The organism is Mycolicibacterium palauense, assembly GCF_002592005.1.
Taxonomy (GTDB): Bacteria; Actinomycetota; Actinomycetes; order Mycobacteriales; family Mycobacteriaceae; genus Mycobacterium; species Mycobacterium palauense.
This window is the reverse complement of sequence record NZ_NVQF01000019.1, coordinates 56,560-79,051: the sequence shown is the minus strand read 5'-3', so window position 1 is coordinate 79,051 and position 22,492 is coordinate 56,560. Positions and strand designations below refer to the sequence as shown.

Sequence of the window (22,492 nt, the reverse complement as noted above, 5' to 3'; positions counted from 1 at the left end):
CCGGTACCCCTACCGAGAGCCGCTTCCCGCGCCGGGCGCCGGCGCGGGAAGCGGCTCTCGGTAGGGGTACCGGGTATCACCCGGATGGCCGGTAATCGCGTCCGGCAGGTTGAGATGGGGTGGACCACCCTGACCTGTGCGCGGGTAGGGCACTGGTAGTGGAGGAGTTGCCCGTTGGCCGGTCTGCGGGTCGGTGCGCTCCGAGGGCAGCAACACGTTGGGATCCAGGCCGAGGTCGGAGAACGCCGCGTCGACGAAGGGCTGAATGAACTGGCCGGGCAACAGGTTCGCGATGTAGGCCTTGAAGAACGGCCCGGACGCGACCGATTCGCCGAGCGACATGGCGTACTGGTTGAGGTACTTGATCGCCTGCTGCAGACCGGCCTTGTGCTTGTCGACGGTCGACAGCACCACATTGAGTTTGTCCAGGGTGGGACGCAGTTGTGTCTGGTTGTCGTCGATGAATCCCGACAGCTGCTGAGCCAACGCCGACAGGTTGCCCGAAATCGTCGTCAGCGCTGAACTCTGGTTCCGCAGCTCGGCCAGCAACGCGTTGCTGTTGGTCACCAGGCCGGCCACCTGGTCTGCCCGTTCCGAGAGGACCGCCGTCGCTTCGCTCGCGTTGGCAAGCAGCCTGCGCAGCGCGGTATCCCGTTTGTTCAGTGTCTGCGAGAACTGTCCGACGCCTTGTACGGCCAGTTTCAGAGCCGGTGGGGTGTCGTGAAACGTATCGGCCAGCGTGGCCAGGGCGTCCGAGACCGTATCGGTGTCCAGGTCGTCGATGGTGGCGGACAGATCGCCCAACGCGTCCGGGAGTTGGTAGGGCGACCTGGTGCGTTCGGACGGGATCGGTCCCGCGAGCTGTCCCTCGCCGCGTGGCTTGATCTCGAGCACCTTGGCGCCGAGCAGGCTCTTGGTTCGGATACTGGCTTCGCTGAGCTGTCCGAGTCGAATCGACTTCTCCACGTCGAATCCGACCAGGACCCTGGCGCCCTCCAGGTCGACCGAGGACACCTCACCGACCCGGTATCCGGCGACCTGCACCGCCGCGCCCGATCTGAGCCCTCCGGTCTCGGCGAAGTACGCGGAGTAGTGCCTGGTGTTCCCGAGGAACGGCAGCCGGTCGTACTGAAGCGCCAAGACGGCGATCCCGACGATCACCACCGAGCCGACCAGGCCGATGAAGAACAGATTGCGTTCGGCGAAGGATCTCATTTCGGTGCGCACCGCCCGGTGTCCTGCCCGGCGAGTTTGACGTAGACCGGCTGGCCGCCTTTACCGTTGACCTTCAGCACCAGGTCGCACAGGTAAAAGGTGAAGAAGTCGCCCATGATCCCCAGCCTGCTGAGGACCTTGTAGGAATGCGGAAGTGTCTCCAGGTAGTCGTCGAACCAGTCGTTGTCGGCCGCAATGATCGACGACACGCGATCCGTTTGTGCCACCGTTTCTTTGAACGGTGCTCGAGCGTCGGTCAGCAGGTCGGCAATCGTCGCCGTCGCGGCGTTGGTATAGGCGACGGTGTTGGAGATGTCGGTCTTGCGTGCCGATAGGCCTTCAACCAGCCGCGACAGGGACTCGATGCCCTTTGCGAATTGGCCGCTCTGGTCGCTGAACGAGCCCATCACGACATTGAGGTTGTTGATCACCTGTCCGATGAGTTCGTCGCGGTCGGCCAGGGTGCTGGTGACCGCGGCCGCCTGGTTCAGGAACGAGCCGATGGTGGCACCCTCACCCTGGAATGCCGCGATGAGTTGACCCGAAAGCGTGTTCACCTGCTCGGGATCCAACGCCCTGAACAGCGGACGGAACCCGCCCAACAGGGTGTCGAGGTCGAGCGCAGGCTCGGTGTGTGCCACAGCGATGGTGGTGCCCGGAGCGAGTCGCTTGCTGCTACCGGCGCCCTCCATCAGCGCCAGATATCGATCCCCTATCGGGTTCTCCCACCGGACCGCGGCCTTGGTCGCCTCGGTCAGGACAACGGTCGGCTCGGCGGTGAACTCCACCAGGGCAGCCGAATTGGCGGTGATCGAGATCTTCTTCACCTTTCCGACCTCGACGCCGGCAATACGGACGAAGTCACCGGTGGCCAGTCCGCTGACGTCGGTGAACTCGGCCCGGTACGTCTGCTCCGTGGAGAAACGGAGCTGTGAAAACACCGCGAGGAGTGCGAATGTCCCCAGAACACAGACCACTACAAAGGAGGTGAAGCCGATCACGGCGCGGCGCAGGCTGTCAGGCAAAGTCGGTGATCCTCGGATGCTCGGGTTTACGGTGCGGGCGGAGTCGTCGCGGCGGGTGCGGGCGGGACCCCCGGATACAGGGGAGTGCCGTCAGGTCCGTACCAGGGCGCGCCGTACGGCGGCCCGCCGGGGTATGCGGGAGGCGGGCCGGGCGCAGGCCCAGGGAGACACTGCCCGACGTGTGGTGCCTCGGGAAGCCCACGGGTGACCGGGAAGTAGTCCACCGAACAGGTCTGCCCGATACCGGGATTGGGGCGCCAGTCCAGCCCGGTTCCCCACCCGGTGTCTGTGATCAGTTGGCGGACCGGGAAGTTCTTCGCCACGTCGGGCAGGGACCCGCAGCCCGGCTGGCCGCCGGGACCACCCTTGGCGGCGACGACCGGCAGGTTCTGCGGATACTTGTACAGGTCGTCGCCGAAGGCGATGCCGGCGTCCAGGTAGACGGTGCGGCCGTTGCCGCCGAACCACTCGTTGCCCGCCACATCGAGGAAGGTCTTTGCGCCCTGAATCGTGCACGTGTATTCGGGGTTGTACTTCAGGAGCAGGCTGGTGGTCGGCTCGAGCGTGTTGATCGCATCGGCAATGCTGTCCATGTTGGGTGCGAGCAGTCCGATCCCGCTGTTGGCAAGACCGGTCGTGTTCAGCAGCAGGGCATCCAGATCACTGGCGTGATCGGAGATCGTGGTGCTGGTGGTGCTGGCCGCGTCGAGGGTGGCCAGGATGTCCTGTGCGGCCGCGCTGTAGGCGTCGCTGAATCCGGCCGCGGAGCGCAGGTCCGCCGCCACGGTGTCCATACGCGGGTTCAGCGCGGCCAGGACCTGATTGGCGTCGGTGGTGGCCTCTCCGATCTGATCGCCCTTGCCCCGAACGCCGTCGGCCAATGCGGTGAGCACGGCGTTCAACTTGGACACATCGATCTGCTGGAGCAGGCCGACCAGGCTGTCGAAAACGGTGTTGACTTCGGTGTCGACGTTGCGCGAGTGCAATATCGTTCCCGCGGTGAGCCGTTGCGTGCTGGGGTGTTGCGGATAGATGAGATCGACGTACTTCGCGCCGAAGGCGGTGGTGGCCTTGATCTCGGCCTCGACGTTCGACGGGATGTAACCGACCTGGTCGGGGAAGATCTCCAGCCTCAGACCCACGGGTTGGCTGCCGCCGGTGATGCCGCCGACACGACCGACCTCCACTCCGCGCATCTTGACCTTGGCGCCGGACTCCATCACCAAACCCGTGCGGTCCGAGGTCACAGTGACGGGTATGTAGCTGCGGAAGGTTCCCGCGAACAGCGCCGAACACAGCGCGACCATGCCGATGACGGTGGTGAACAGCGCCGCGGTCCACCACAGCGGATGAACCCGATTGGTCGGTCTCGTGTGATCCATCCGGCTATCCCGACAGATGGAAGTTGCCGGACTGGCCGTAGATGGCCAGCGAGAGGAACATGACGACGAAGACCGCCGAGATCATCGAGGTGCGGACCGCGCGCCCGACTGCCTCACCGACCCCGGCGGGGCCGCCGGAGGCGGTGAACCCGTAGTAGGTGTGCACCAGCATGATCACCGTTGCCATCAGGACCGCCTGGAAGAACGACCAGATGATGTCGGTGGGATTGAGGAACGTGTTGAAGTAGTGGTCGTAGACACCGCTGGACTGGCCGTAGACGACGGTGGTGCCGAAACGGGCAGCCACGAACGCTGTGATCATCGCGACGCAATAGAGTGGCATCACCACGATCACGCCGGCGAGGACGCGGTTCGAAGCCAGGTACGCCACGGAGCGGACGCCCATGACTTCGAGGGCATCGATCTCTTCGTTGATACGCATCGCTCCGAGCTGCGCCGTCGCGCCGGCTCCGATGGTCGCGGCCAAAGCGATGCCGGCGATCACCGGGGCGATCAGCCGGACGTTGAAGAAGGCCGACGCGAACCCGGTGAGCGCCTCGACGCCGACGTTGGCGAATTGGTTGTAGCCCTGTACGGCAACGAGTGCGCCGGTGGACAGCGTCAGGAAACCGACGATCACCACCGTTCCGCCCACGATGGCCAATGCGCCTGTGCCCATGCTCATCTGGGCGATGAGGCGCACCGTTTCCGACTTATAGTGCACCAGTGCATCTCGTGTGGCGGTGACGGTCTGGAAGTAGAACCGTGCCTGTATCCCGATCCGCGTCAGCGCGTCGATCCAGCGCGCGACGATGCGCGCGACTCTGGGCCAGGGTTTGCTGGGTACGCTGGTGCTCATAGTGTGGCCTTCACGCCGACGGCGGTGGCGATGATGTTGATCGCGAACAGGGCCATGAATGTGTACACGACCGTTTCGTTGACCGCGTTGCCGACTCCGGCCGGGCCTCCGCCGACGGACACTCCCTTGTAGCAGGCGATCAGCCCGGCGGCCAGGCCGAACAGGGTCGATTTGATCAGGGAGACCACGACGTCGGCGGCGCCGGTGATCACCGTCAGTCCACCGACGAACGAGCCCGGTGTCACGTGCTGGACGAACACCGAGAAGGCGAAGCTGCCGACCAGCCCGACCAGGATCACCACCGAGGACAGCAGGGTCGCGACGATGGTGGCCGCGAGGACTCTCGGTACCACCAGTGCTTGAATCGGATTGACTCCCATGACCCGAAGCGCATCGAGCTCCTCGCGGATGGTGCGTGCGCCGAGGTCGGCGCACATCGCCGTGGCGCCGGCACCGGATACCACCAGCACGGTCACCACCGGGCCGATCTGGGTCACCGTTCCGTATGCGGCGCCGGTCCCCGAATAGTCGGCCGCGCCGAACTCGACCAACAGGATGTTGAAGGTGAAGATCATCAGCACGGTGAACGGGATCGCCAACATGAGGGTCGGCAACATCGACACCCTCGCGACAAACCACGCTTGTGTGAGGAACTCTCGCCAGGCGAAGGGCCGGCGTGGGATCAACATGAACACGTCCAGTGTCATGGCGTAGAAGCCGCCGAGCGCCCGGAAGAGCCCGCCGGCCCGAGATGAGGCGATCCCACCCAGTGCGCCGGCGAGTTGAGTCCGTGCAGAGCGACCGTCGACGGCCTCGGTCGATCCCGCGGTTGCCGGCCGGATCAGCTGTTGCACGCGTGCCCCCGACCACGCGCCCGATCGGCGTGCGTGTTTGCCGGGTGGCGCCGGCGTTGGCTTGGGGGCCGGTACACGACGGGTCGGCGCGGTGGGCGCCGACCCACTTGAGGACACGGTCCGGAACTCAACGCAACCCCTACCTTCAACTCTCGATTACTCCCAACGGGCTGATCCACGCGGGTGCTATGTGGTGGCGCCCAACGCAACCGCCGTAGCTATCCTGCGCCACACTGTGATCCGCGCCACCAATCGCGACAAACCTTACCGCTATAGATAAAACGCGTCAATCATGTGTTGCTGGCGGTCGCGATGCCTCCGCCGGGCGCGGTCCTTGCCGGGGGCGCCGGGGTATCTCGGGGGTATTGCGTGGCACGCGTGAAAAACTTACGATCATAGGTAATGTGTAGCCCTGAGGCGGTGCGGGCGACGGCCAGTACGGCAGCCTCGGACGTCGACGGGGTTCCATCACGGCTGCCGTGAACGTCCACCTCGCCTCTTTCCCCGATCCCGGTTCGGAGTGCTTCCACGGAAGCGATCGGCTACGGAATCGGTCCGGCGCCAGTGGGTTACGCGCAGAACGCCCGGCAATCACCCATTGCCGCGGGGGCATCGGGGCCGCGATGAGCGATCTTGTCCTCGAGCCGGCCGGATACGACGACGTCGCCGTCTACTACACGAGCACGATGACACGAGCACGATGACGCGGGCATGATGACGCGAGCACGATGGAGTGGAACCCCGATTCCGCCCTGCCGATGACGGACCCCACGGCCCGCCGACGTTCGTGGGGCGGCGGGGTTGACCCGGCTGCCGATGGGGCGACGCCCGGATGGCGCCGGGCGGCTCAGCCGGCGGGGGTGTTGCCCACCAGTTCGACACCGTTGCCGTTCCAGCGGAACTTCACCACGCTCTGCAGGCCGATGGCGTTGGTGAAGGTGAGCGCGACGGTGTCGCCGGTGCTCTGCTTCTCGTCGATCCCGTTGAATCCGGAGGTCTCGGGCACCCCGCTGGGGATGAACTTGCCGAGGTGGAACAGCACCGCGCGGGTGTTGGGGTTCTCGGCGTTGGTGTTGGCCCGCACGATCACCGCCGACAGCGGGGCGCACTCGTTGTAGTTCCCGGCGATCGGTTCCGGGCTCCACCCCTGCTTGCTGCGCGGATCGGGCGGCAGCTTGGACACCGCGTCGAGGATGGCCGGTGCGGCCAGGTTCACCGCGCACGGATCGGATGGCGGCGGGGCCGGCGGTGGCGGCGCCGGCGGTGGTGCGGTGGTCGTCCCCGCCGAACCCGGTGCCGAACCCGCCGTCGATCCCGCCGAGGCGGAGAGCGGTGGGGGAGTCTTGGCGACCGTGGAGTCGCCGGAACCACACCCGCCGGCGGCGGCCGCGGTGATCAGCAGGGACGCCGCGAGCACACCGAAACGGCGGGGCCCGGACGGGGCCGGACCCCACCCGCGAACACCGCTTCGAAGCACACCGGGAAGCACACCGGGAAGCACACCGGGCAGGCTACCGGCCGACGGTACGTGCGCCGTGCAGGCGACACGGGTACGGCAGATTAGACTGTCACCTGAAATGACCACCTCGGAGATCGACGAACCCGGCACCCCCGACGCCGAACCCGCGGGCGGCGCCGCGACGTTCGCCGATCTGCAGATCAACCCCGCCGTGTTGCAGGCCTTGTCCGAGGTCGGATACGAGTCGCCGTCGGCGATCCAGGCCGCCACCATCCCGGCGCTGATGGCCGGCTCCGACGTGGTGGGGCTGGCGCAGACCGGCACCGGCAAGACCGCGGCCTTCGCGGTGCCGATCCTGTCCAAGATCGACGTGGCCAGCCGCGCCACCCAGGCGCTGGTGCTGGCCCCGACCCGCGAGCTGGCGCTGCAGGTGGCCGAGGCGTTCAGCCGCTACGGGACGCATCTGCCGCAGATCACCGTGCTACCGATCTACGGCGGCTCCTCCTACTCTGTGCAGCTGTCCGGGCTGCGGCGCGGCGCCCAGGTGGTCGTCGGCACGCCGGGCCGGGTCATCGACCATCTCGAGCGCGGCACCCTGGACCTGTCCCACCTGGACTACCTGGTGCTCGACGAGGCCGACGAGATGCTGCAGATGGGTTTCGCCGAGGACGTCGAGCGCATCCTGGCCGAGACCCCGGAGTACAAGCAGGTGGCGCTGTTCTCGGCGACCATGCCGCCGGCGATCCGCAAGATCACCGCCAAGTACCTGCACGACGCCGTCGAGGTGGCGGTCAAGTCGAAGACCGCCACGGCGGAGAACATCACCCAGCGCTACATCCAGGTGGCCGGTCCGCGCAAGATGGACGCCCTGACCCGGATTCTCGAGGTCGAGACGTTCGAGGCGATGATCGTCTTCGTGCGCACCAAGCAGGCCACCGAGGAGGTGGCCGAGAAGCTGCGCGCACGTGGGTTCTCCGCGGCCGCGATCAACGGCGACATCCCGCAGGGGCAGCGCGAGCGCACGATCTCGGCGTTGAAGGACGGCACCCTGGACATCCTGGTGGCCACCGACGTCGCGGCCCGCGGCCTCGACGTCGACCGGATCTCCCACGTGCTCAACTACGACATCCCGCACGACCCGGAGTCCTACGTGCACCGGATCGGGCGCACCGGGCGTGCCGGGCGGTCGGGCACCGCCCTGCTGTTCGTCTCGCCGCGGGAACGCCACCTGTTGAAGTCGATCGAACGGGTCACCCGCCAGAAGGTCACCGAGATCCAGCTGCCCAGCGTCGAGGACGTCAACGCCCAGCGGGTGGCCAAGTTCCGCGACTCCATCACCGAGGCGCTCAACGCGCCCGGTTTCGAGATGTTCCGGCGTCTGATCGAGGACTACGAGCGCGAGCACGACGTGCCGATGGCCGACATCGCCGCGGCCCTGGCGTTGCAGTCGCGCGACGGCGCGGAATTCCTGATGACCGAGCCCCCGCCGGAGAAGAGGCGGGAACGGCCCGAGCGTCCCGACCGTGATCAGAGGCCGGTCCGCCGTCCGAGCGGAAGCTTCGCGACCTATCGCATCGACGTGGGCAAGCGGCACAAGGTGGGGCCCGGCTCGATCGTCGGCGCCATCGCCAACGAGGGCGGCCTGCACCGCAGCGATTTCGGGCACATCACCATCAAGACCGATTTCTCATTGGTCGAACTGCCCCCGAACCTGTCCCCGGCGACGCTCGAGGCACTGTCGCGCACCCGGATCTCGGGCCAGTTGATCAACCTGCAGCCCGACCGCGGCGCCGGTCACCGGACGCACGGCGGATCCGAGGGGCACCGGGGCGACTACAAGGGCGACCACAAGACGGCGAAGAAGCCCAAGAAGCACCGCAAGTCCCCATGACGGTCCCCGGGGACCTCGACCAGGGCGGCCTGGAGGCGGTATCGGGACCCGACCGTGTCGCGTCACTGACCGGGGTGCGCGCCCTGGCGGCCACCCTGGTGGTGGCCACGCACGCCGCCTACACCACCGGGAAGTACACCCACGGCTACGCCGGCCTGGTGTACTCGCGCATGGAGATCGGGGTCCCGATCTTCTTCGCGCTCTCGGGGTTTCTGCTGTTCCGGCCCTGGGTCCAGGCGGCTGCTGCCGGGCGGCCGGCACCGTCGGTGGGCCGCTACGCCTGGCACCGGGTCCGGCGGATCATGCCGGCCTATGTGGTGACCGTGCTGGCCGCCTACCTCGTCTACCACTTCCGCACCGCGGGGCCCAATCCCGGACACACCTGGATGGGACTGTTCCGCAATCTGACGCTCACCCAGATCTACACCGACAACTACCTCTACTCCTATCTGCATCAGGGCCTGACCCAGATGTGGAGCCTGGCGGTCGAGGTGGCGTTCTACGTGGCGCTGCCGGTCCTGTCCTACGTGCTGCTGGTGCTGGTGTGCCGGCGGGCCTGGCGGCCGCGACTGCTGCTGGCCGGGCTGGCCGGCCTGGCGTTGATCTCGCCGGCCTGGCTGGTGCTGGTGCACACCGCCGACTGGTTGCCCGACAGCGCGCGGCTGTGGTTGCCCACCTACCTGGTGTGGTTTCTCGGCGGGATGCTGTTGACGGTGCTGCAGGCGATGCGGGCCGGCTGCTATGCGATGGTGGCCCTGCCCCTGGCGGTGGTGTGCTTCTTCATCGTCGCGACACCCATCGGGGGTGAGCCCACCACGTCGCCGACCCAGCTGTACGAGGCGCTGATCAAGACCGGTTTCTACACCGTCATCGCGACGCTGGTGATCGCCCCGCTGGCCCTGGGCGACCGCGGCTGGTACGCGCGCGTATTGGCGAGCCGGCCGATGGTGTGGCTGGGGGAGATCTCCTACGAGATCTTCCTGGTGCACCTGGTGGTGATGGAGCTGGCGATGGTCGAGGTGCTGCGCAGGCCGGTGTACACGGGCTCGGCGCTGCTGCTGTTCGTCGTGACGATGGTGCTCTCGATTCCGGTGGCCTGGGTGCTGCACCGCCTCACCCGTGTGCCCCTGCGCCGCTAACCCCGTCACCCCCGCACCCGTCACCCCCGCACCCGCTGCCGTTGATTCGGTACACAGGGCGAAGATCGACGCGTTCCTTCGCTCTGTGTACCGAATCGATGACCACCGAAGCGTACTGAAGATAGGTTATCCTGTCCTAAGTACCAAGGAAGGGGTCGTGAGATGGCCGACCGGAGTCCGTCGCGGGGACTGCAGGGAACGCTGGTCAAGCTGTGGCGCGGCGGTGACTACCACCTGACCGTCACCGGCCGCAGTGAGATCGGTCCGCACTATCTGCGCCTGCACTTCGACTCCGGGACGCTGCTGGACGAACGCCGCGTGCACCCCACCATGTGGGTGCGCGGCTGGTTCCCCGACGGGGCGAGGTCACACCAGCGCGGCTACACCCTGGTCAACCCCGACCCGGGGGCGGGCACCGTGGACATCGACTTCGCGACGCACGGGGCCACGCGCGACGGGCCCGCCACCCGGTGGGCCACCGCGGCCCGGCCCGGTGACGTCCTGGAGGTCACGGTACTGGGCAGCAGCTTCGCGCTGCCCGCCCCGGCGCCGGCGGGCTACGTGATCGTCGGCGACACCGCGTCGCTACCGGCGGTCAACTCGCTGTTGGACGCCATCGGCGACGCCCCGGCGCGGGTGTTCCTCGAGGCCGGCCATCCCGAGGACCGCGACCTGCCGGTGGCCCGCACCGAGGGCGTCACCTGGGTGGACCGCAGCGGCGGCGCCGGCGACGACGGCGGACTGGTCGAGTGGGTCGCCGCGACGGCCTTCGACGCCTCGGATCACTTCGGCTGGGTGGCCTGCGACAACCGCACCACCCGGGCGGTCGCCAAGGTGCTGCGCGAGCAGTACGCGATCCCGCGCAGGTCCATGAAGGCCCAGGCCTACTGGGCTGCCTGACCCTGCGCGGGCTGGCCGGTGCGCCGCGGGGCCGGTGTGACCCCCGGTGTCACTATGGGCACGAGGAACTCCTCGACCATCGCCCGTTCGTCCTCGTCATCGCGGCCCGGGAAGATCAGCAGTGAGGTCAGTACCCGAACCAGCCAGCGGGCCTTGCGGTCCACCGACTCCGGCTCGTCGGGGCCCAGCGAGACGACGAACGCCGCGCTCATCGCCTTGATGATGTCGGACTGTTCGGCGATCTCCGCGCCGATCGGTGCGTCCCCGGTGGAGAACCACGCCCGCAGCGCCGCGCTCTCGCGCACCATCTTCAGCGAGGTCAGGAAGCCGGCCACCAGGCGCCGGCTGGGATCCTCGATTCCGTTGATCTCCTCGACCATCCGGTGGTGCAGCGCGTGCGCCTCGCGGTGCACGAAGGCGGTGTGCAGCGCCTCGCGGTTCTCGAAGTAGCGATACAGCGTGGCCCGCGAGCAGCCGGCCGCCTGGGCGATGTCGTGCATGCCCACGGATCCCGGTGGCCGGGTGGCGAACAGCTCGCCCGCGGCGTCGAGGATGCGGTCGGCGGCCAGCTCGGTGCGCCGCGTCGACAGCCAGTCGTTGCCGGCCATCAGGACCGCACCGTGAACGGTATCGACAGCGGACGGCGCACGTATGCGCCACCGGCCCAGACGATTCCGCTCTCGTCGACCTCGAAGTCGGGGCAGCGTGCCAGCAGCTCGGACAGGGCGACCCGCGACTGCATGCGGGCCGCGGCGGCGCCCAGGCAGTGGTGCGCCCCATGGCTGAAGGTCAGGATGTTGCGCGGGCGGCGGGTGACGTCGAGCTCGCCGGCGTCCGGGCCGTACTGGCGCTCGTCGCGGTTGCCCGAACCGTAGAGCAGCAACACCTTTCGTCCCTCGGGGATCACGCTGTCGGAGACGGTGACGTCGCGGGTCGTCGTGCGGCACAGTCCCTGCACCGGGGAGGTCAGCCGGAGGAATTCGTCCACGGCGTCGGGGATCAGGCCGGGATCCTCGACCAGCTTCCGGCGCTGGTCCGGGCGCTGGTGCAACAGCTGGGTGGCCCCGCCCAACATGCCGGTGGTGGTGTCGTTACCACCGGTGACCATGGTGAACGTGAACGCCAGGATCGACAGCGTGCCGGCGATGTCGCCGTCGGCGCCCACGCCGGCGGCCACCAGGTGCGAGACGGTGTCGTCCTCGGGTTCGCGGCGGCGGCGCTCGATCAGCGCGGTGAAGTAGGACATCATCCCGCCGAGGGCGTCGCCGAGGGTGTCCAGCGCACCGCCCATGCCGCCGTCGGCGGTGTTGGCGGCCACGATCGCCTCGGTCCAGCCGTCGAACTGACCGCGGTCCTCCTCGGGCACGCCGAGGTAGTGCGCCACCACCATGGACGGCAGCGGCTTGAACAGCTCGGCCACGATGTCACCGCCGCCGTTGGTGCGCAGCCGTTCGATGCGCTCGATGACGAACTGGCGCACCGTCGGTTCCACCGCCTCGACCTGCCGCGGCGTGAAGCCGCGGGAGACGAGCTTGCGGAATTCGGTGTGGGCCGGCGGGTCCTGCATGACCATCGGCGGGTTGTCCTGCAGCCCAATCAGTTCGAGTTCCCCGTAGTTGACGGTCAGGCCCTGCGCCGAGGAGAAGCTCTGGTGGTCGCGGGCGGCCGACCAGATGTCGGCGTGCCGGGACAGGACGTAGTAGTCGTGGTCGGGCCGGTCGGCGGGGACCACATGGTGCACCGGATCGCGGTCGCGCAACGCGCGGTACATGGGCCAGGGCCGCGCCCAGGTGTCCGCGTCGGCGAGCCGGAACTGCGCCGGCACTGCGTGAGACACAGCTGCTGTCATGTCTTATGGATACGACGTAAGTCAGCTTCTGTCAACCACTGCGCGCGTACGGGCGGGTGGACCGTTCAGATCAGCGCGCCCGGGTTGAGGATCCCGGCGGGGTCCAGCGCGTCCTTGATGCGCCGGTTCAGCTCCATCGCCTCGGGCCCCAGGTAGCCGGCCAGCCACGGCTTCTTGAGCCGGCCGACGCCGTGCTCACCGGTGATGGTGCCGCCGAGCCCGACGGCGAGGTCCATGATCTCGCCGAAGGTCTGCTCGGCGCGGCGGGTCATCTCGGCGTCGGCGGGGTCGTAGACGATCAGCGGGTGGGTGTTGCCGTCCCCGGCATGGGCGATCACCGAGATCATCAACCCGGTCTCGGCGGCCATCTTCTCGATACCGTCCACCAGATCGGCCAGGGCGACCAGCGGCACGCCGACGTCCTCGAGCAGCAGCGAGCCCTTGGCCTCGACCGCCGGGATGGCGAAGCGGCGCGCGGCCACGAAGGCCTCGCCCTCGCCCGGGTCCGACGTCGAGAAGACCTCGGTGGCACCGTGTTCGGTGAACACCGAGGCCATGAATTCGGCGTCCTCGGCGCCGGCGGGACCGCGGTCGTCGGAGGCGGCCACCATCATCGCCGCCGCCGAGCGGTCCAGGCCCATCTTCAGCTTGTCCTCGACGGCGTTGATCGCCACGGCGTCCATGAACTCCAGCATCGACGGGCGGATCCTGGCGGTGATCGACGCGACGGCGTCGCACGCGCCGCGCACCGAGTCGAAGGTGGCCACCACCGTGCAGGCGGGATGCTGCGGGGGCAGCAGCCGCAGTGTCACCTCGGTGATCACGCCCAGGGTGCCCTCGCTGCCGACGAACAGCTTGGTCAGGCTCAGTCCCGCAACGTCTTTGAGGCGGGGGCCGCCGAGTCGCACCGCGGTGCCGTCGGCGAGCACCACCTGCAGGCCCAGCACGTAGTCGGTGGTGACGCCGTACTTCACGCAGCACAGCCCGCCGGCGTTGGTCGCGATGTTGCCGCCGATGCTGCAGATCTCGTACGAGGACGGGTCCGGCGGGTACCACAGCCCGTACTCGGCGACGGCCTCCTTGACCTCCGAGTTGAGCAGCCCGGGCTGGGCGACGGCGGTGCGGGTGACCGGGTCGACGGTGATGTCCCGCATCTTCTCGGTCGACAACACGACGCCGCCGTTGACGGCGGTCGCGCCCCCGGACAGCCCGGTGCCCTTCCCGCGCGGCACGACGGCGATGCCGTGGGTGCTGGCCCACCGCAGCACCGTCTGCACCTCCGCGGTGGTCCGGGGCCGGACCACCGCCAGCGCGGTGCCCGCGGACGGGTCGGCGGCCCGGTCCTGCCGGTAGGACGCCACGATGTCCGGGTCGGTGACGACGGTCCCCTCGGGAAGCTCGCCGGCCAACACGGCGATTGCTGACGTGGCCATGAACCGATCCTACGGCGGGGTCAGGACGCGGCCGCCCCGTCCTGCACCGGCACGTCGAAGCTGCGGTCCAGTTCCCGCAGCGACGGCAGCCCCACCGCGATCATTCCGATGATCAGCATGGGCACCGACAACGCCAGGAACGTCACCTGCAGCCCGGCGGCGTCGGCCAGCGGGCCGGCGAGGATCAGGCCCAGCGGCCCGGCGGCGTAGGCCAGGGATCCCATCACGCCGACCACCCGGCCGCGCAGGTGCTGCGGCGCGCGCGTCTGCATCACGTAGTTGTAGATCGGCTGGATCGGCCCGAACATCAGGCCGATCACGGCGCACAGCGCCAGGATCAGCGGCAGCGGGGGCAGGAAGGCGATCACCGTCATCGCCACCCCCAGGGTCAGCACCGCGACGAGCACGGTCGTGCGCCGGGCGACATAGCGCGCCAGCACCGAGTAGGACAGCGCCCCGACCAGGCCCCCGATCGACAACGCCATCAGCACCCAGCCCAGGTGGGCCGGCTCGTTGCGGTCGGTGAAGTACTTGGGGAACAGCACCGACTCCATCGGCATGTACAGACCGGTCAGCAGCAGGTCGATGACGGCCAGGGTGCGCAGCACGCGGTTGTTCCACACGAACCCGAGGCCCTCCACGACACCGGCCCAGACCCGTTCCGGCAGCTGGGTGTGATCGGGCCGGCCCACGCCCTCCAGTCGCAGCACCGAGATCGCGGCGATGGACAGCACGAAGGTGGCGGCGGTGACCCACATGGTGTCGATGCCGCCCAGGGTGGCGATCAACAACCCGCCCAGGCCGGGGCCGACGATGTAGGCGAGGTTGAAGACCGCCTCGTAGATGCTGTTGGCGTGGTCCAGGGTCCAGCCCGCCCGCCGGGCCGCCTCGGGCAGCATCGTCTCGCGGGCGGTCATCCCGGCCGGGTCGAACAGCGCGCCCAGCGCGGCCAGCCCGGCCAGCACGGCGGTGTTGACCGCGTCGGCCCCCAGGCTCAGCGCGATCACCGGCACCGCGGCCACCGACAGCGCCGAGAGGCCGTCGGAGATCAGCGACACCCGGCGCCGGCCCAGGTAGTCGACCGCCGTTCCCGCGATCAGCGTCGCGGCCAGCAGCGGCAGGGTGCCCGCCATCGCCACCAGCGAGGCGTTGAACGCCGAACCGCTGCGCTGCAGCACCAGCCACGGGAACGCCACGATCGAGATGCCGTTGCCCGCCCCGGCCATCAACGCCGCGAAGAGGATCAACAGCGCCGGACCGCGCTTGGAACTGGACATGGCGGGAGGGAATGTAGCAGCGCAGACCTGCTCGCGCCCAGAGAATTTGACCGGGCACCATGGACCCGTGCTGCCTCATCCCCGCACCGGCCGTGAATTCGACTCCCCGGTGCCCCCGGGCGCCGGCTGGCCCGGCGATCCGGCGACCGCGGCCACCCCCGTGGCCGCCGACGCCGAGGCGGTGCTGTCGCTGGCCGCGGGCGCGCGCACCGTCGGCGAACTCGACGCCGCGGTCAGCGTCTGCCGGGCCTGCCCGCGTCTGGTGTCCTGGCGCGAGGAGGTCGCCGCGGTCAAGCGGCGCTCGTTCGCCGACCAGCCGTACTGGGGCCGGCCCGTGCCCGGCTGGGGGTCGGCGCGCCCGCGGATCCTGATCCTCGGGCTGGCCCCGGCGGCCAACGGCGCCAACCGGACCGGTCGGGTGTTCACCGGTGACCGCTCCGGCGATCAGCTCTTCGCCGCGCTGCACCGGTGCGGGCTGGTCAACCAGGCGGCCAGCGTCGACGCCGCGGACGGGTTGCGGGCCAACCGGATCCGGATCAGCGCGCCGGTGCGCTGCGCACCGCCGGGCAACGCCCCGACCGCCGCCGAACGCGCGACGTGCGCGCCGTGGCTGGCGGCGGAATGGTCGATGATCGCGCCGTCGGTGCGGGTGGTGGTGGCCCTGGGCGGATTCGCCTGGCAGGTGGCGCTGGACCTGCTGGCCGAGCGGGTGCCGGCCGGGACGAAGCCGAGATTCGGCCACGGCGCGAGCGCCGAGCTCGCCGGTGGCCTGCAACTGTTGGGCTGCTACCACCCCAGTCAGCAGAACATGTTCACCGGCCGGCTGACCCCGGCGATGCTGGACGACGTCTTCGCCGAGGCCCGCCGCCGGGCCGGCCTCTGAGCGATTTCGGTGCGCGCGGTCCCGGTCAGCGGGACCAACTGCACCGAAATCGCGGGAAGCAGTGACGGTCGGGCGGCGTTGTCACCGTCATGCGGCTCTCTGTTCTCGACCTGGTGCCCGTGCGCACCGACCAGAAGACCTCCGATGCGCTGGCGGCGACGGTGCGGCTGGCCCAGCAGGCCGACCGGCTCGGCTTCACCCGCTACTGGCTGGCCGAACACCACAACATGCCGGCGGTCGCGGCCACCAGCCCGCCGGTGCTCATCGCCTACCTCGCCGCCCAGACGGCCAGCATCCGGCTCGGGTCCGGCGGGGTGATGCTGCCCAACCACGCGCCGCTGGCCGTCGCCGAACAGTTCGCCCTGCTGGAGGCGGCCGCGCCGGGCCGCGTGGACCTGGGCATCGGGCGCGCGCCCGGTTCGGACCCGGTCACCTCCATCGCGCTGCGGGGCACCCGTGACGACTCCGATGTGGAGAACTTCCCGCAGTACCTCGACGAGGTCGCGGCCATGATGAGCCCGTCCGGTGTGCACGTGCAGCTGCCGGCGCACCTGCGCCGGCCTGACTACATCCTCAAGGCCACCCCGTCGGCGGCCGGCGCGCCGCGGCTGTGGCTGCTGGGCTCCTCGATGTACTCCGCGCACCTGGCCGCGGCCAAGGGCCTGCCCTACGTGTTCGCCCACCACTTCTCCGGTCAGGGCACCGACGAGGCGTTGCGCGTCTACCGCTCGGAGTTCCGGCCCAGTGACCTGGCCCCCGAACCGGTGACGTTTCTGACGGTCAACGCCTCGGTGGCCCCGTCCGCCGACGAGGCCGAGGCGCTGCTGCTGCCCAACCTGCAGATGATGGCCCGGCTGCGCACCGGGCAGCCGCTGCGCGCGCTCGACCTGGTCGAGGACGCGCAGGCGGTCCGCCCCACCGCCCAGGAACAGGCGATCATCGCCGCGGGCCGGGACAAGACCGTGCTGGGTACGCCCGCCGAGGCCGCCGAGCAGCTCCGGGCGCTGGCCGGGCGCTACGGGGTCGACGAGGTGATGGTCAACCCCGTCGGCTCGGCGCACCGGGGTACCGACCCCGCCACCGCGCCGGCCCGCGAGACCACACTGGAACTGCTGGCCAAGGAATTGTTCTAACGCGGCGTCAGCACGATCACCGGAATCGGGCGCGACGTGCGCTTCTGGTAGCCCCGGTACCAGTCCCGGTTGTTGGCGTTGACGATGTCCCACAGCCGGGAGTAGTCGGCGTCGCCGGGGGCGACGATGTGGGCGGTCACCGGGAACCGCCGGGTGCCGACGTTGATCTCGATGTCGGGCTGCTTCTTGAGGTTGAAGTACCAGCCCGGCGCCCTGGGGTCACCACCCTTGGACGCCACCACCAGATAGTTGCCGCCGTCGCGGGCGTAGGTCAGCGTCGTGGTGCGGTTGACGCCGGTCTTGGCGCCGACGGTGTGCAGCAGCAGGCTCGGCGGCACACCCGGGAACCGGTGCCCGATCAGCCCGCCCGTCTTCTGATAGACCCTGTCGTGGACACGGAGCAGCGGGACGCCCAGATAGCGCTCCCATGCGGGCTTGGCCATGTCCTCCAGTGTGCCCTCCAGTGTGCCCTCCGGTGTGTCAGGGCTGCAGGCGCGCCAGCGCGTCCCGCAGGATGCGCCCCGTCCGTTCCCGGTCCGGGTCGCGGCGCACCACGAGCCCCTTGGCGAAGGACAGCTTGTCGCCGGTGCTGCGGGGCACCACGTGCAGGTGGATGTGGAAGACGCTCTGGAACGCGGCCCTGCCGTCGTTGATGACGACGTTGTTGCCGTCGGCGTGCAACTCGGATTGCCGGGCCGCCGCGGCGACGCGCTGGCCCAGGGCCATCATGCCCGCCAGGGTCTGCGCCGGGGTGTCGGTGAGGTCCACGGTGTGCTTCTTGGGCACCACCAGGGTGTGGCCGCGCACGAACGGGCGGATGTCGAGAATCGCCAGGTAGTCGTCGTCCTCGTGGACGCGGATGGCCGGCGCGTCCCCGGCGACGATGGCGCAGAAAACGCAAGACATCCGGTCACGGTAGCCAATCGCGGCGACGGGACGGTGCGCGGTCGCGCGGGGCGCTCACAGCGCGTCGTCGGCCCAGGCCGCGAGCTGCCGGTCGCGTTCGGCGGGCGACACCTCCTCGACACGGGTCATCACGACCCACCGCTGTCCGAACGGGTCGAGGACGGAGGCGAACCGGTCTCCGGTCACGAATGTCGAGAGAGGTTCGCGGATGGTCGCCCCGGCGGCCTCGGCGCGGGCGACCACGTCGTCGACGTCGGCGCAGTACAGCACCACCGAATGCGTCACGGTCTCGCCGCGGACCGGTGCCTTTAGCCCGTAGCGGGGGTTCGGGTCGGACAGTTGCAGGCGGCCGGTGCCGAAGTCGAGTTCGGCGTGGGCCACCGTGTCGCCGGGGCCGTCCATCCGTTGCACCAGGCGCGCGCGGAACACCGAGGTGTAGAAGTCGATCGCGGACGCGGCGCCGTCGATGACGAGGAACGGGGTCAGGCTGGTGTAGCCCTCGGGAATCGGAAGATCGCTCATGTCCGGTGAGCTTTCTAGGCTGGGCCGGGTGTCGGCTTGGAAAAACGCGCCACCCGGGAAACCCGAGCGGGGGGTGGTCGGCCGGGCCGCGTCGGCGTCCGCATTCGAGCTGGACCGGTGGGCGCCGTCGGCCGCCGCGGCCGTGTACGTCGAGCATTTCTGGTCGGTGCGCTGGGACCTGCGGGACCGGCCCGCTCACGACAGCACCGTCATCACCTTCCCGGTCATGCACATCACCCACGAGTGGGGCGCGGATGGGCCGCGCCACGGCTATCCGCTGCCCAACACCCTCGTCCACGGCGTGGTCGAGAAGGTGTTCCGGACGACCATCGGGCAGTGGGGCGTGGTGGTGGGCGCCAGGTTCCGGCCCGGCGGATTCGCGGCCCGGTTCGGCCGCGACGCCTCGCACTACACCGGCCGTTCGGTACCCGTCGACGCCGAGTTGTTCGGCAGACCGGTGCTCGTGGAGAACGACCGCGACGGTGCGGCCGCCGGTCTGGACGACGCGATCGCCACGGACACCGGCGAACCCGATGGCGTCTACCGGTCGCTGTGTGCGCTGCTGGAACGCGTCCGCGACGACGCCGAACTGCAGCGGGTCGAGCAGGTCCTGGCCCTGTCGCCGTGGAGCGCGCGCACCACGCAACGAGTCTTCCGCCGCTACGTCGGGGTGCCGGTGAAATGGGTGTTGTGCCGCTACCGGCTCCAGCAGGCCGCGCTGGACCTGGAATCCCGGCTGGACGTCGACCTCGCCGACCTGGCGGCCCGCCTCGGCTGGTACGACCAGGCGCATTTCACCAACGACTTCCGGTCGATGCTGGGCTGCGCGCCCGGTGAGTACGCCGCGAGGCACGCCGGCGGGCCGCGCTGAAGCGATACGCTGCGGCGATGGACTCCATCGAGTTGGCCTTCGCCGGTGCGGCCGAGCAGGCGAGGCTGCTGAGCGCCGGGAAGGTCAGCGCGCCGGCGCTCACCGAGCTCTATCTGGGGCGGATCGCCCGGCTCGATCCGGAGCTGCGCGCCTACCGTGTGGTGTTCGCCGACGCGGCCCGCCGCGCCGCCGCCGACGCCCAGGAACGCCTGGATGCCGGGGAGCGGCTGCCGCTGCTGGGGATTCCCGTGGCGGTCAAGGACGACGTCGATGTCGCCGGGGAGGTCACCACCTACGGCAGCACCGCGCACGGGCCGGCGCCGACGAAGGACTCGGAGGTGGTGCGGCTGCTGCGCGAGGCCGGGGCGGTGATCCTGGGCAAGACCGCGGTCCCGGAGATGATGGTGTGGCCGTTCACCGAGACCGTGGCCTACGGCGCCACCCACAACCCGTGGGACGTCTCGCGGACACCGGGCGGCAGCAGCGGCGGCAGCGGCGCCGCGGTGGCCGCCGGTCTGGCCTCGATGGCGCTGGGTTCCGACGGCGCGGGCTCCATCCGCATCCCGTCGACCTGGTGCGGGCTCTTCGGTATCAAACCGCAGCGGGACCGGGTGCCGATGGCGCCGCACGAGGACTCCTGGTGCGGCCTGTCGGTGTACGGGCCGCTGGCGCACACCGTCGAGGACGCCGCACTGTTCCTCGACGTCACCTGTGACAAGTCGATGCCCGGCCCCGAGGGAGGCTTCGTCAAGGCCGCCTCCCGCCCGCCGAACCGGCTGCGGATCGCGTTGAGCACCAAGGTGTTGCCGATGCTGACCGCCCACCGCGACGCCGAGCAGCGCGCCGCGGTGTATCAGGCCGGGCAGCTGCTGCGCGAGCTGGGGCACGACGTCGTCGAACGGGACATCGACTACCCGGCGTCGACGGCGTACGGCCACGTGCTGCCGCGCATGTTCCGCGGCATCTACGACGAGGTGCGCACGCTTCCGCACCAGGAGCGGCTGGACTCGCGCACCCGCGGAGCCGCCCGGATCGGCCGGTTGGTCTCCGATTCCCGGATCGCCAGGATCCGCGCGGCCGAAACCGCCATCGCCGCGCGCATCGAGGCGATCTTCGACGACGTCGACGTGGTGATCACCCCCGGCGCCGCCACCGGACCGTCGAAGATCGGCGCCTACCGCCGGCTCGGGGCGGTGTCCACGTTGGCCCTGGTCTCGGCGCGGGTGCCGTTCTTCGCCGCGTTCAACGCCACCGGCCAGCCCGCCGCGGTGGTGCCGTGGGGTCTCGACCGTGCCGGCCTGCCGCTGTCGGTGCAGCTGGTCGGGCGCCCGTTCGACGAGGCCACCCTGCTGTCGCTGGCCGCCGAGATGGAGGCCGACCGGCCCTGGGCGCACCGGCGCCCGGCGGTGTCCTGACGTCCGCCCGGGCCCGAACAGCGGAGGGAGGCTGAGATCCGATGAACGTCCTGATCGCGGTGCTCGTCGCGCTGATCGGTGGCTTCGTGCAGGCCCATCGTTCCCGGGACCGCCCGGCGGTCGACGCGCACCTGGTGTGGTGGATGGTCGTGGTGGTCGGTGTCGGCTCGATCGTGGGTGCGCTCTATCACATCTTCGACGGGGCGCAGACCGCCGAACTCATCGGCTACACCCGGGGCGACGGCGGGTTCCAGTGGGAGAACGCGATGGGGGACCTGGGCGTCGGGGTGCTGGGCATCATGGGCTACTGGTACCGGGGGCACTTCTGGCTGGCCACCATCGTCATGCTCACGGTTCAGTACATCGGCGACGCGGCCGGCCACATCTACTTCTGGGCCGCTCAGGGCAACACCAGCCCCTACAACATCGGCGTGCCGTTGTGGAGCGACATCGGTTTGCCGATCGTGATGTGGCTGCTGTACCTGGCCTCGCGGAGGCGCGGCGGCGACGCTGCCGCCCCGCTGCGGCGCGCCGACTCGGCGGTCCGACCGTAGGATCGGCGCCCGTGACACACAGACGCGAACTGCCGGCGAGCCGGCGCGAGGCGCTGCTGGGTGCCGGAGCCATCGGAGCGGCCGCCGCGGTCGCGGCCTGCGGCGGCCGGTCCTCGCAGCCGTCCGCGAAGGAGTCCCAGCCCCCCGTACCGGTCCAGGTCCGGGCGGCCAAGGTCCCGGTCGGCGGCGGGCTCGTCGTGCAGGGCGCCTGGGTCGTGGTCACCCAGCCGCGGCCCGCGGAGTTCCACGCGTTCAGTGCGCTGTGTACCCATCAGGGATGTCTGCTCTCGGGTGTGCGGGACGGTGTGATCGAGTGCCCGTGCCACGGCAGCAGGTTCAACGCCGCCAGCGGGGCCGTGGAGCAGGGGCCGGCCACCGAGCCCCTGCCGGCGCGGACCGTCACCGTCGACGGTGAGATGCTGGTCGTCAGGTGAGGACGACGCGCCAGGCCGCGAGTTTGTCCGCATACGCCAGGGTGTGTGCGGGGCTGGTCGACGGCAGCCGGCGTGAAGGCCGCGGCGCGGCGCCCACCAACCGCCGGTAGTTGGTCTCGGCGGCCGCGCCGTTGAAGTAGATCCGGTCGATCCCGGGATGGGCGGCGAAGAACGCCGCGAAGTCGTTGGCCACCATGGAGTCGCGTTCCACGGCCGAGTCCAGGCTGCCCGCCCGCCGGCACGAGGCGAGCACATCCCACACCGCGACCCGGCGGGCGGTCAGCGCCGCCACGCGGGCCCGGTAGTCGGCCGCGGCGTCGAAGCCGTAGAGCTCACCCATGATGCGCCAGAACACATTGCGGGGATTGCCGTAGTACTGGTGGGCGGCCAGCGAAGCCACGCTGGGCATGTTGCCCAGGACCAGCAGCCGGGGCGACTCGCCGACCAGCGGCGCGAACCCGTGCAGAGTCTGACCCACCCCCGCTGTATAC

Annotated in this window: 23 protein-coding genes; 9 read left to right on the top strand and 14 right to left on the bottom strand. The window is 69.6% G+C overall.

The features are described 5' to 3' along the window. Positions 1 to 9: 9 nt before the first annotated feature. The 6 genes from CSR00_RS10395 to CSR00_RS10370 form a co-directional block, all read right to left on the bottom strand. Entirely contained in the window at positions 10 to 1,215 is a 1,206-nt protein-coding gene (locus CSR00_RS10395) for an MCE family protein (protein ID WP_099022319.1), read from the bottom strand. Continuing rightward, a complete protein-coding gene (locus tag CSR00_RS10390; protein WP_099022318.1) occupies positions 1,212 to 2,240 on the bottom strand; it encodes an MCE family protein in 1,029 nt (342 codons plus the stop codon). The genes CSR00_RS10395 and CSR00_RS10390 overlap by 4 nt, the downstream gene beginning before the upstream one ends. Positions 2,241 to 2,266: 26 nt before the next feature. Beyond that, complete coding sequence (locus CSR00_RS10385) at positions 2,267 to 3,622, bottom strand: MCE family protein (RefSeq protein ID WP_099022317.1); 1,356 nt, start codon at positions 3,620 to 3,622, stop codon at positions 2,267 to 2,269. Positions 3,623 to 3,626: 4 nt separating this feature from the next. Then, positions 3,627 to 4,481, bottom strand: a complete 855-nt coding sequence (locus CSR00_RS10380) for an ABC transporter permease (RefSeq protein ID WP_099022316.1) — start codon at positions 4,479 to 4,481, stop codon at positions 3,627 to 3,629. Then, entirely contained in the window at positions 4,478 to 5,188 is a 711-nt protein-coding gene (locus tag CSR00_RS10375; protein ID WP_099022327.1) for an MlaE family ABC transporter permease, read from the bottom strand. Before CSR00_RS10375 ends, CSR00_RS10380 begins: the two co-directional genes overlap by 4 nt. A 994-nt stretch (positions 5,189 to 6,182) precedes the next feature. Beyond that, complete coding sequence (locus CSR00_RS10370) at positions 6,183 to 6,824, bottom strand: LppP/LprE family lipoprotein (RefSeq protein ID WP_407662418.1); 642 nt, start codon at positions 6,822 to 6,824, stop codon at positions 6,183 to 6,185. An 88-nt stretch (positions 6,825 to 6,912) separates the two neighbouring features. Here CSR00_RS10370 and CSR00_RS10365 point away from each other — a divergent pair, with 88 nt between their 5' ends. The 3 genes from CSR00_RS10365 to CSR00_RS10355 all read left to right on the top strand — a co-directional run bounded on the left by CSR00_RS10365 (position 6,913) and on the right by CSR00_RS10355 (position 10,724). Beyond that, a complete protein-coding gene (locus CSR00_RS10365; protein ID WP_099022315.1) occupies positions 6,913 to 8,685 on the top strand; it encodes a DEAD/DEAH box helicase in 1,773 nt (590 codons plus the stop codon). After that, the gene (locus CSR00_RS10360) at positions 8,682 to 9,824 is read left to right on the top strand and encodes an acyltransferase family protein (RefSeq protein WP_099022314.1); all 1,143 of its coding nucleotides are present in this window, start codon (positions 8,682 to 8,684) and stop codon (positions 9,822 to 9,824) included. The genes CSR00_RS10365 and CSR00_RS10360 overlap by 4 nt, the downstream gene beginning before the upstream one ends. A gap of 162 nt (positions 9,825 to 9,986) precedes the next feature. Beyond that, on the top strand, positions 9,987 to 10,724 hold the full coding sequence (locus tag CSR00_RS10355; RefSeq protein WP_099022313.1) for a siderophore-interacting protein: 738 nt from the start codon (positions 9,987 to 9,989) through the stop codon (positions 10,722 to 10,724). Here the strand turns inward: CSR00_RS10355 and CSR00_RS10350 are convergent. From CSR00_RS10350 to CSR00_RS10335, 4 genes are all read right to left on the bottom strand, one after another. Then, the gene (locus tag CSR00_RS10350; RefSeq protein WP_099022312.1) at positions 10,709 to 11,332 is read right to left on the bottom strand and encodes a TetR/AcrR family transcriptional regulator; all 624 of its coding nucleotides are present in this window, start codon (positions 11,330 to 11,332) and stop codon (positions 10,709 to 10,711) included. The genes CSR00_RS10355 and CSR00_RS10350 overlap by 16 nt on opposite strands. Beyond that, positions 11,332 to 12,573: a cytochrome P450 gene (locus tag CSR00_RS10345; RefSeq protein WP_099022311.1), complete on the bottom strand. Its 1,242-nt coding sequence runs from the start codon at positions 12,571 to 12,573 to the stop codon at positions 11,332 to 11,334. Before CSR00_RS10345 ends, CSR00_RS10350 begins: the two co-directional genes overlap by 1 nt. Before the next feature lie 65 nt (positions 12,574 to 12,638). Beyond that, complete coding sequence (locus CSR00_RS10340; RefSeq protein WP_099022310.1) at positions 12,639 to 14,006, bottom strand: FAD-binding oxidoreductase; 1,368 nt, start codon at positions 14,004 to 14,006, stop codon at positions 12,639 to 12,641. Between the two features lie 20 nt (positions 14,007 to 14,026). Further along, positions 14,027 to 15,283, bottom strand: coding sequence for a multidrug efflux MFS transporter Tap (locus CSR00_RS10335; RefSeq protein WP_099022309.1), 1,257 nt, complete (start codon positions 15,281 to 15,283; stop codon positions 14,027 to 14,029). A 67-nt stretch (positions 15,284 to 15,350) separates the two neighbouring features. Between CSR00_RS10335 and CSR00_RS10330 the strand changes: the two genes are divergently transcribed. Both CSR00_RS10330 and CSR00_RS10325 read left to right on the top strand, forming a co-directional pair. Further along, complete coding sequence (locus CSR00_RS10330) at positions 15,351 to 16,166, top strand: uracil-DNA glycosylase (RefSeq protein ID WP_245905933.1); 816 nt, start codon at positions 15,351 to 15,353, stop codon at positions 16,164 to 16,166. Positions 16,167 to 16,255: 89 nt separating this feature from the next. Then, positions 16,256 to 17,299 (top strand): LLM class flavin-dependent oxidoreductase, encoded by a 1,044-nt coding sequence (locus CSR00_RS10325; protein ID WP_099022308.1) that lies wholly within the window; start codon positions 16,256 to 16,258, stop codon positions 17,297 to 17,299. Here CSR00_RS10325 and CSR00_RS10320 read toward each other — a convergent pair. From CSR00_RS10320 to CSR00_RS10310, 3 genes are read right to left on the bottom strand one after another with little or no spacing between them, the layout of a single operon-like run. Continuing rightward, positions 17,296 to 17,742 carry a nitroreductase family deazaflavin-dependent oxidoreductase gene (locus CSR00_RS10320; RefSeq protein WP_099022307.1) on the bottom strand — a complete coding sequence of 149 codons (447 nt, stop codon included), beginning with the start codon at positions 17,740 to 17,742 and terminating at the stop codon, positions 17,296 to 17,298. The two genes, CSR00_RS10325 and CSR00_RS10320, sit on opposite strands and share 4 nt — an antisense overlap. 37 nt (positions 17,743 to 17,779) lie before the next feature. Continuing rightward, positions 17,780 to 18,205, bottom strand: a complete 426-nt coding sequence (locus CSR00_RS10315) for an HIT family protein (protein ID WP_099022306.1) — start codon at positions 18,203 to 18,205, stop codon at positions 17,780 to 17,782. Between the two features lie 54 nt (positions 18,206 to 18,259). Beyond that, complete coding sequence (locus CSR00_RS10310) at positions 18,260 to 18,727, bottom strand: VOC family protein (RefSeq protein WP_099022305.1); 468 nt, start codon at positions 18,725 to 18,727, stop codon at positions 18,260 to 18,262. 28 nt (positions 18,728 to 18,755) lie between these two features. Here CSR00_RS10310 and CSR00_RS10305 point away from each other — a divergent pair, with 28 nt between their 5' ends. Genes CSR00_RS10305 through CSR00_RS10290 form a run of 4 tightly spaced genes read left to right on the top strand, consistent with a single transcriptional unit; the run spans position 18,756 to position 22,001 of the window. Further along, positions 18,756 to 19,598, top strand: a complete 843-nt coding sequence (locus CSR00_RS10305; RefSeq protein ID WP_099022304.1) for an AraC family transcriptional regulator — start codon at positions 18,756 to 18,758, stop codon at positions 19,596 to 19,598. A gap of 17 nt (positions 19,599 to 19,615) precedes the next feature. Beyond that, positions 19,616 to 21,013 carry an amidase gene (locus CSR00_RS10300; RefSeq protein ID WP_099022303.1) on the top strand — a complete coding sequence of 466 codons (1,398 nt, stop codon included), beginning with the start codon at positions 19,616 to 19,618 and terminating at the stop codon, positions 21,011 to 21,013. A 41-nt stretch (positions 21,014 to 21,054) separates the two neighbouring features. Continuing rightward, complete coding sequence (locus tag CSR00_RS10295) at positions 21,055 to 21,567, top strand: DUF6790 family protein (protein ID WP_099022302.1); 513 nt, start codon at positions 21,055 to 21,057, stop codon at positions 21,565 to 21,567. A gap of 11 nt (positions 21,568 to 21,578) precedes the next feature. After that, the gene (locus tag CSR00_RS10290; protein WP_245905932.1) at positions 21,579 to 22,001 is read left to right on the top strand and encodes a QcrA and Rieske domain-containing protein; all 423 of its coding nucleotides are present in this window, start codon (positions 21,579 to 21,581) and stop codon (positions 21,999 to 22,001) included. Here CSR00_RS10290 and CSR00_RS10285 read toward each other — a convergent pair. Beyond that, positions 21,994 to 22,479: a DNA-deoxyinosine glycosylase gene (locus tag CSR00_RS10285; protein ID WP_099022301.1), complete on the bottom strand. Its 486-nt coding sequence runs from the start codon at positions 22,477 to 22,479 to the stop codon at positions 21,994 to 21,996. The two genes, CSR00_RS10290 and CSR00_RS10285, sit on opposite strands and share 8 nt — an antisense overlap. Positions 22,480 to 22,492 lie beyond the last annotated feature (13 nt).

Bases quoted from the DNA above. Each gene is read 5' to 3' on its own strand.
- CSR00_RS10375 (WP_099022327.1), bottom strand. From the start codon at position 5,188: ATGACACTGGACGTGTTCATGTTGATCCCACGCCGGCCCTTCGCCTGG.
- CSR00_RS10355 (WP_099022313.1), top strand. From the start codon at position 9,987: ATGGCCGACCGGAGTCCGTCGCGGGGACTGCAGGGAACGCTGGTCAAG.
- CSR00_RS10350 (WP_099022312.1), bottom strand. From the start codon at position 11,332: ATGGCCGGCAACGACTGGCTGTCGACGCGGCGCACCGAGCTGGCCGCC.
- CSR00_RS10360 (WP_099022314.1), top strand. From the start codon at position 8,682: ATGACGGTCCCCGGGGACCTCGACCAGGGCGGCCTGGAGGCGGTATCG.
- CSR00_RS10395 (WP_099022319.1), bottom strand. From the start codon at position 1,215: ATGAGATCCTTCGCCGAACGCAATCTGTTCTTCATCGGCCTGGTCGGC.
- CSR00_RS10310 (WP_099022305.1), bottom strand. From the start codon at position 18,727: ATGAGCGATCTTCCGATTCCCGAGGGCTACACCAGCCTGACCCCGTTC.
- CSR00_RS10315 (WP_099022306.1), bottom strand. From the start codon at position 18,205: ATGTCTTGCGTTTTCTGCGCCATCGTCGCCGGGGACGCGCCGGCCATC.
- CSR00_RS10365 (WP_099022315.1), top strand. From the start codon at position 6,913: ATGACCACCTCGGAGATCGACGAACCCGGCACCCCCGACGCCGAACCC.
- CSR00_RS10385 (WP_099022317.1), bottom strand. From the start codon at position 3,622: ATGGATCACACGAGACCGACCAATCGGGTTCATCCGCTGTGGTGGACC.
- CSR00_RS10335 (WP_099022309.1), bottom strand. From the start codon at position 15,283: ATGTCCAGTTCCAAGCGCGGTCCGGCGCTGTTGATCCTCTTCGCGGCG.
- CSR00_RS10340 (WP_099022310.1), bottom strand. From the start codon at position 14,006: ATGGCCACGTCAGCAATCGCCGTGTTGGCCGGCGAGCTTCCCGAGGGG.
- CSR00_RS10325 (WP_099022308.1), top strand. From the start codon at position 16,256: ATGCGGCTCTCTGTTCTCGACCTGGTGCCCGTGCGCACCGACCAGAAG.
- CSR00_RS10300 (WP_099022303.1), top strand. From the start codon at position 19,616: ATGGACTCCATCGAGTTGGCCTTCGCCGGTGCGGCCGAGCAGGCGAGG.
- CSR00_RS10345 (WP_099022311.1), bottom strand. From the start codon at position 12,573: ATGACAGCAGCTGTGTCTCACGCAGTGCCGGCGCAGTTCCGGCTCGCC.
- CSR00_RS10380 (WP_099022316.1), bottom strand. From the start codon at position 4,481: ATGAGCACCAGCGTACCCAGCAAACCCTGGCCCAGAGTCGCGCGCATC.
- CSR00_RS10320 (WP_099022307.1), bottom strand. From the start codon at position 17,742: ATGGCCAAGCCCGCATGGGAGCGCTATCTGGGCGTCCCGCTGCTCCGT.
- CSR00_RS10295 (WP_099022302.1), top strand. From the start codon at position 21,055: ATGAACGTCCTGATCGCGGTGCTCGTCGCGCTGATCGGTGGCTTCGTG.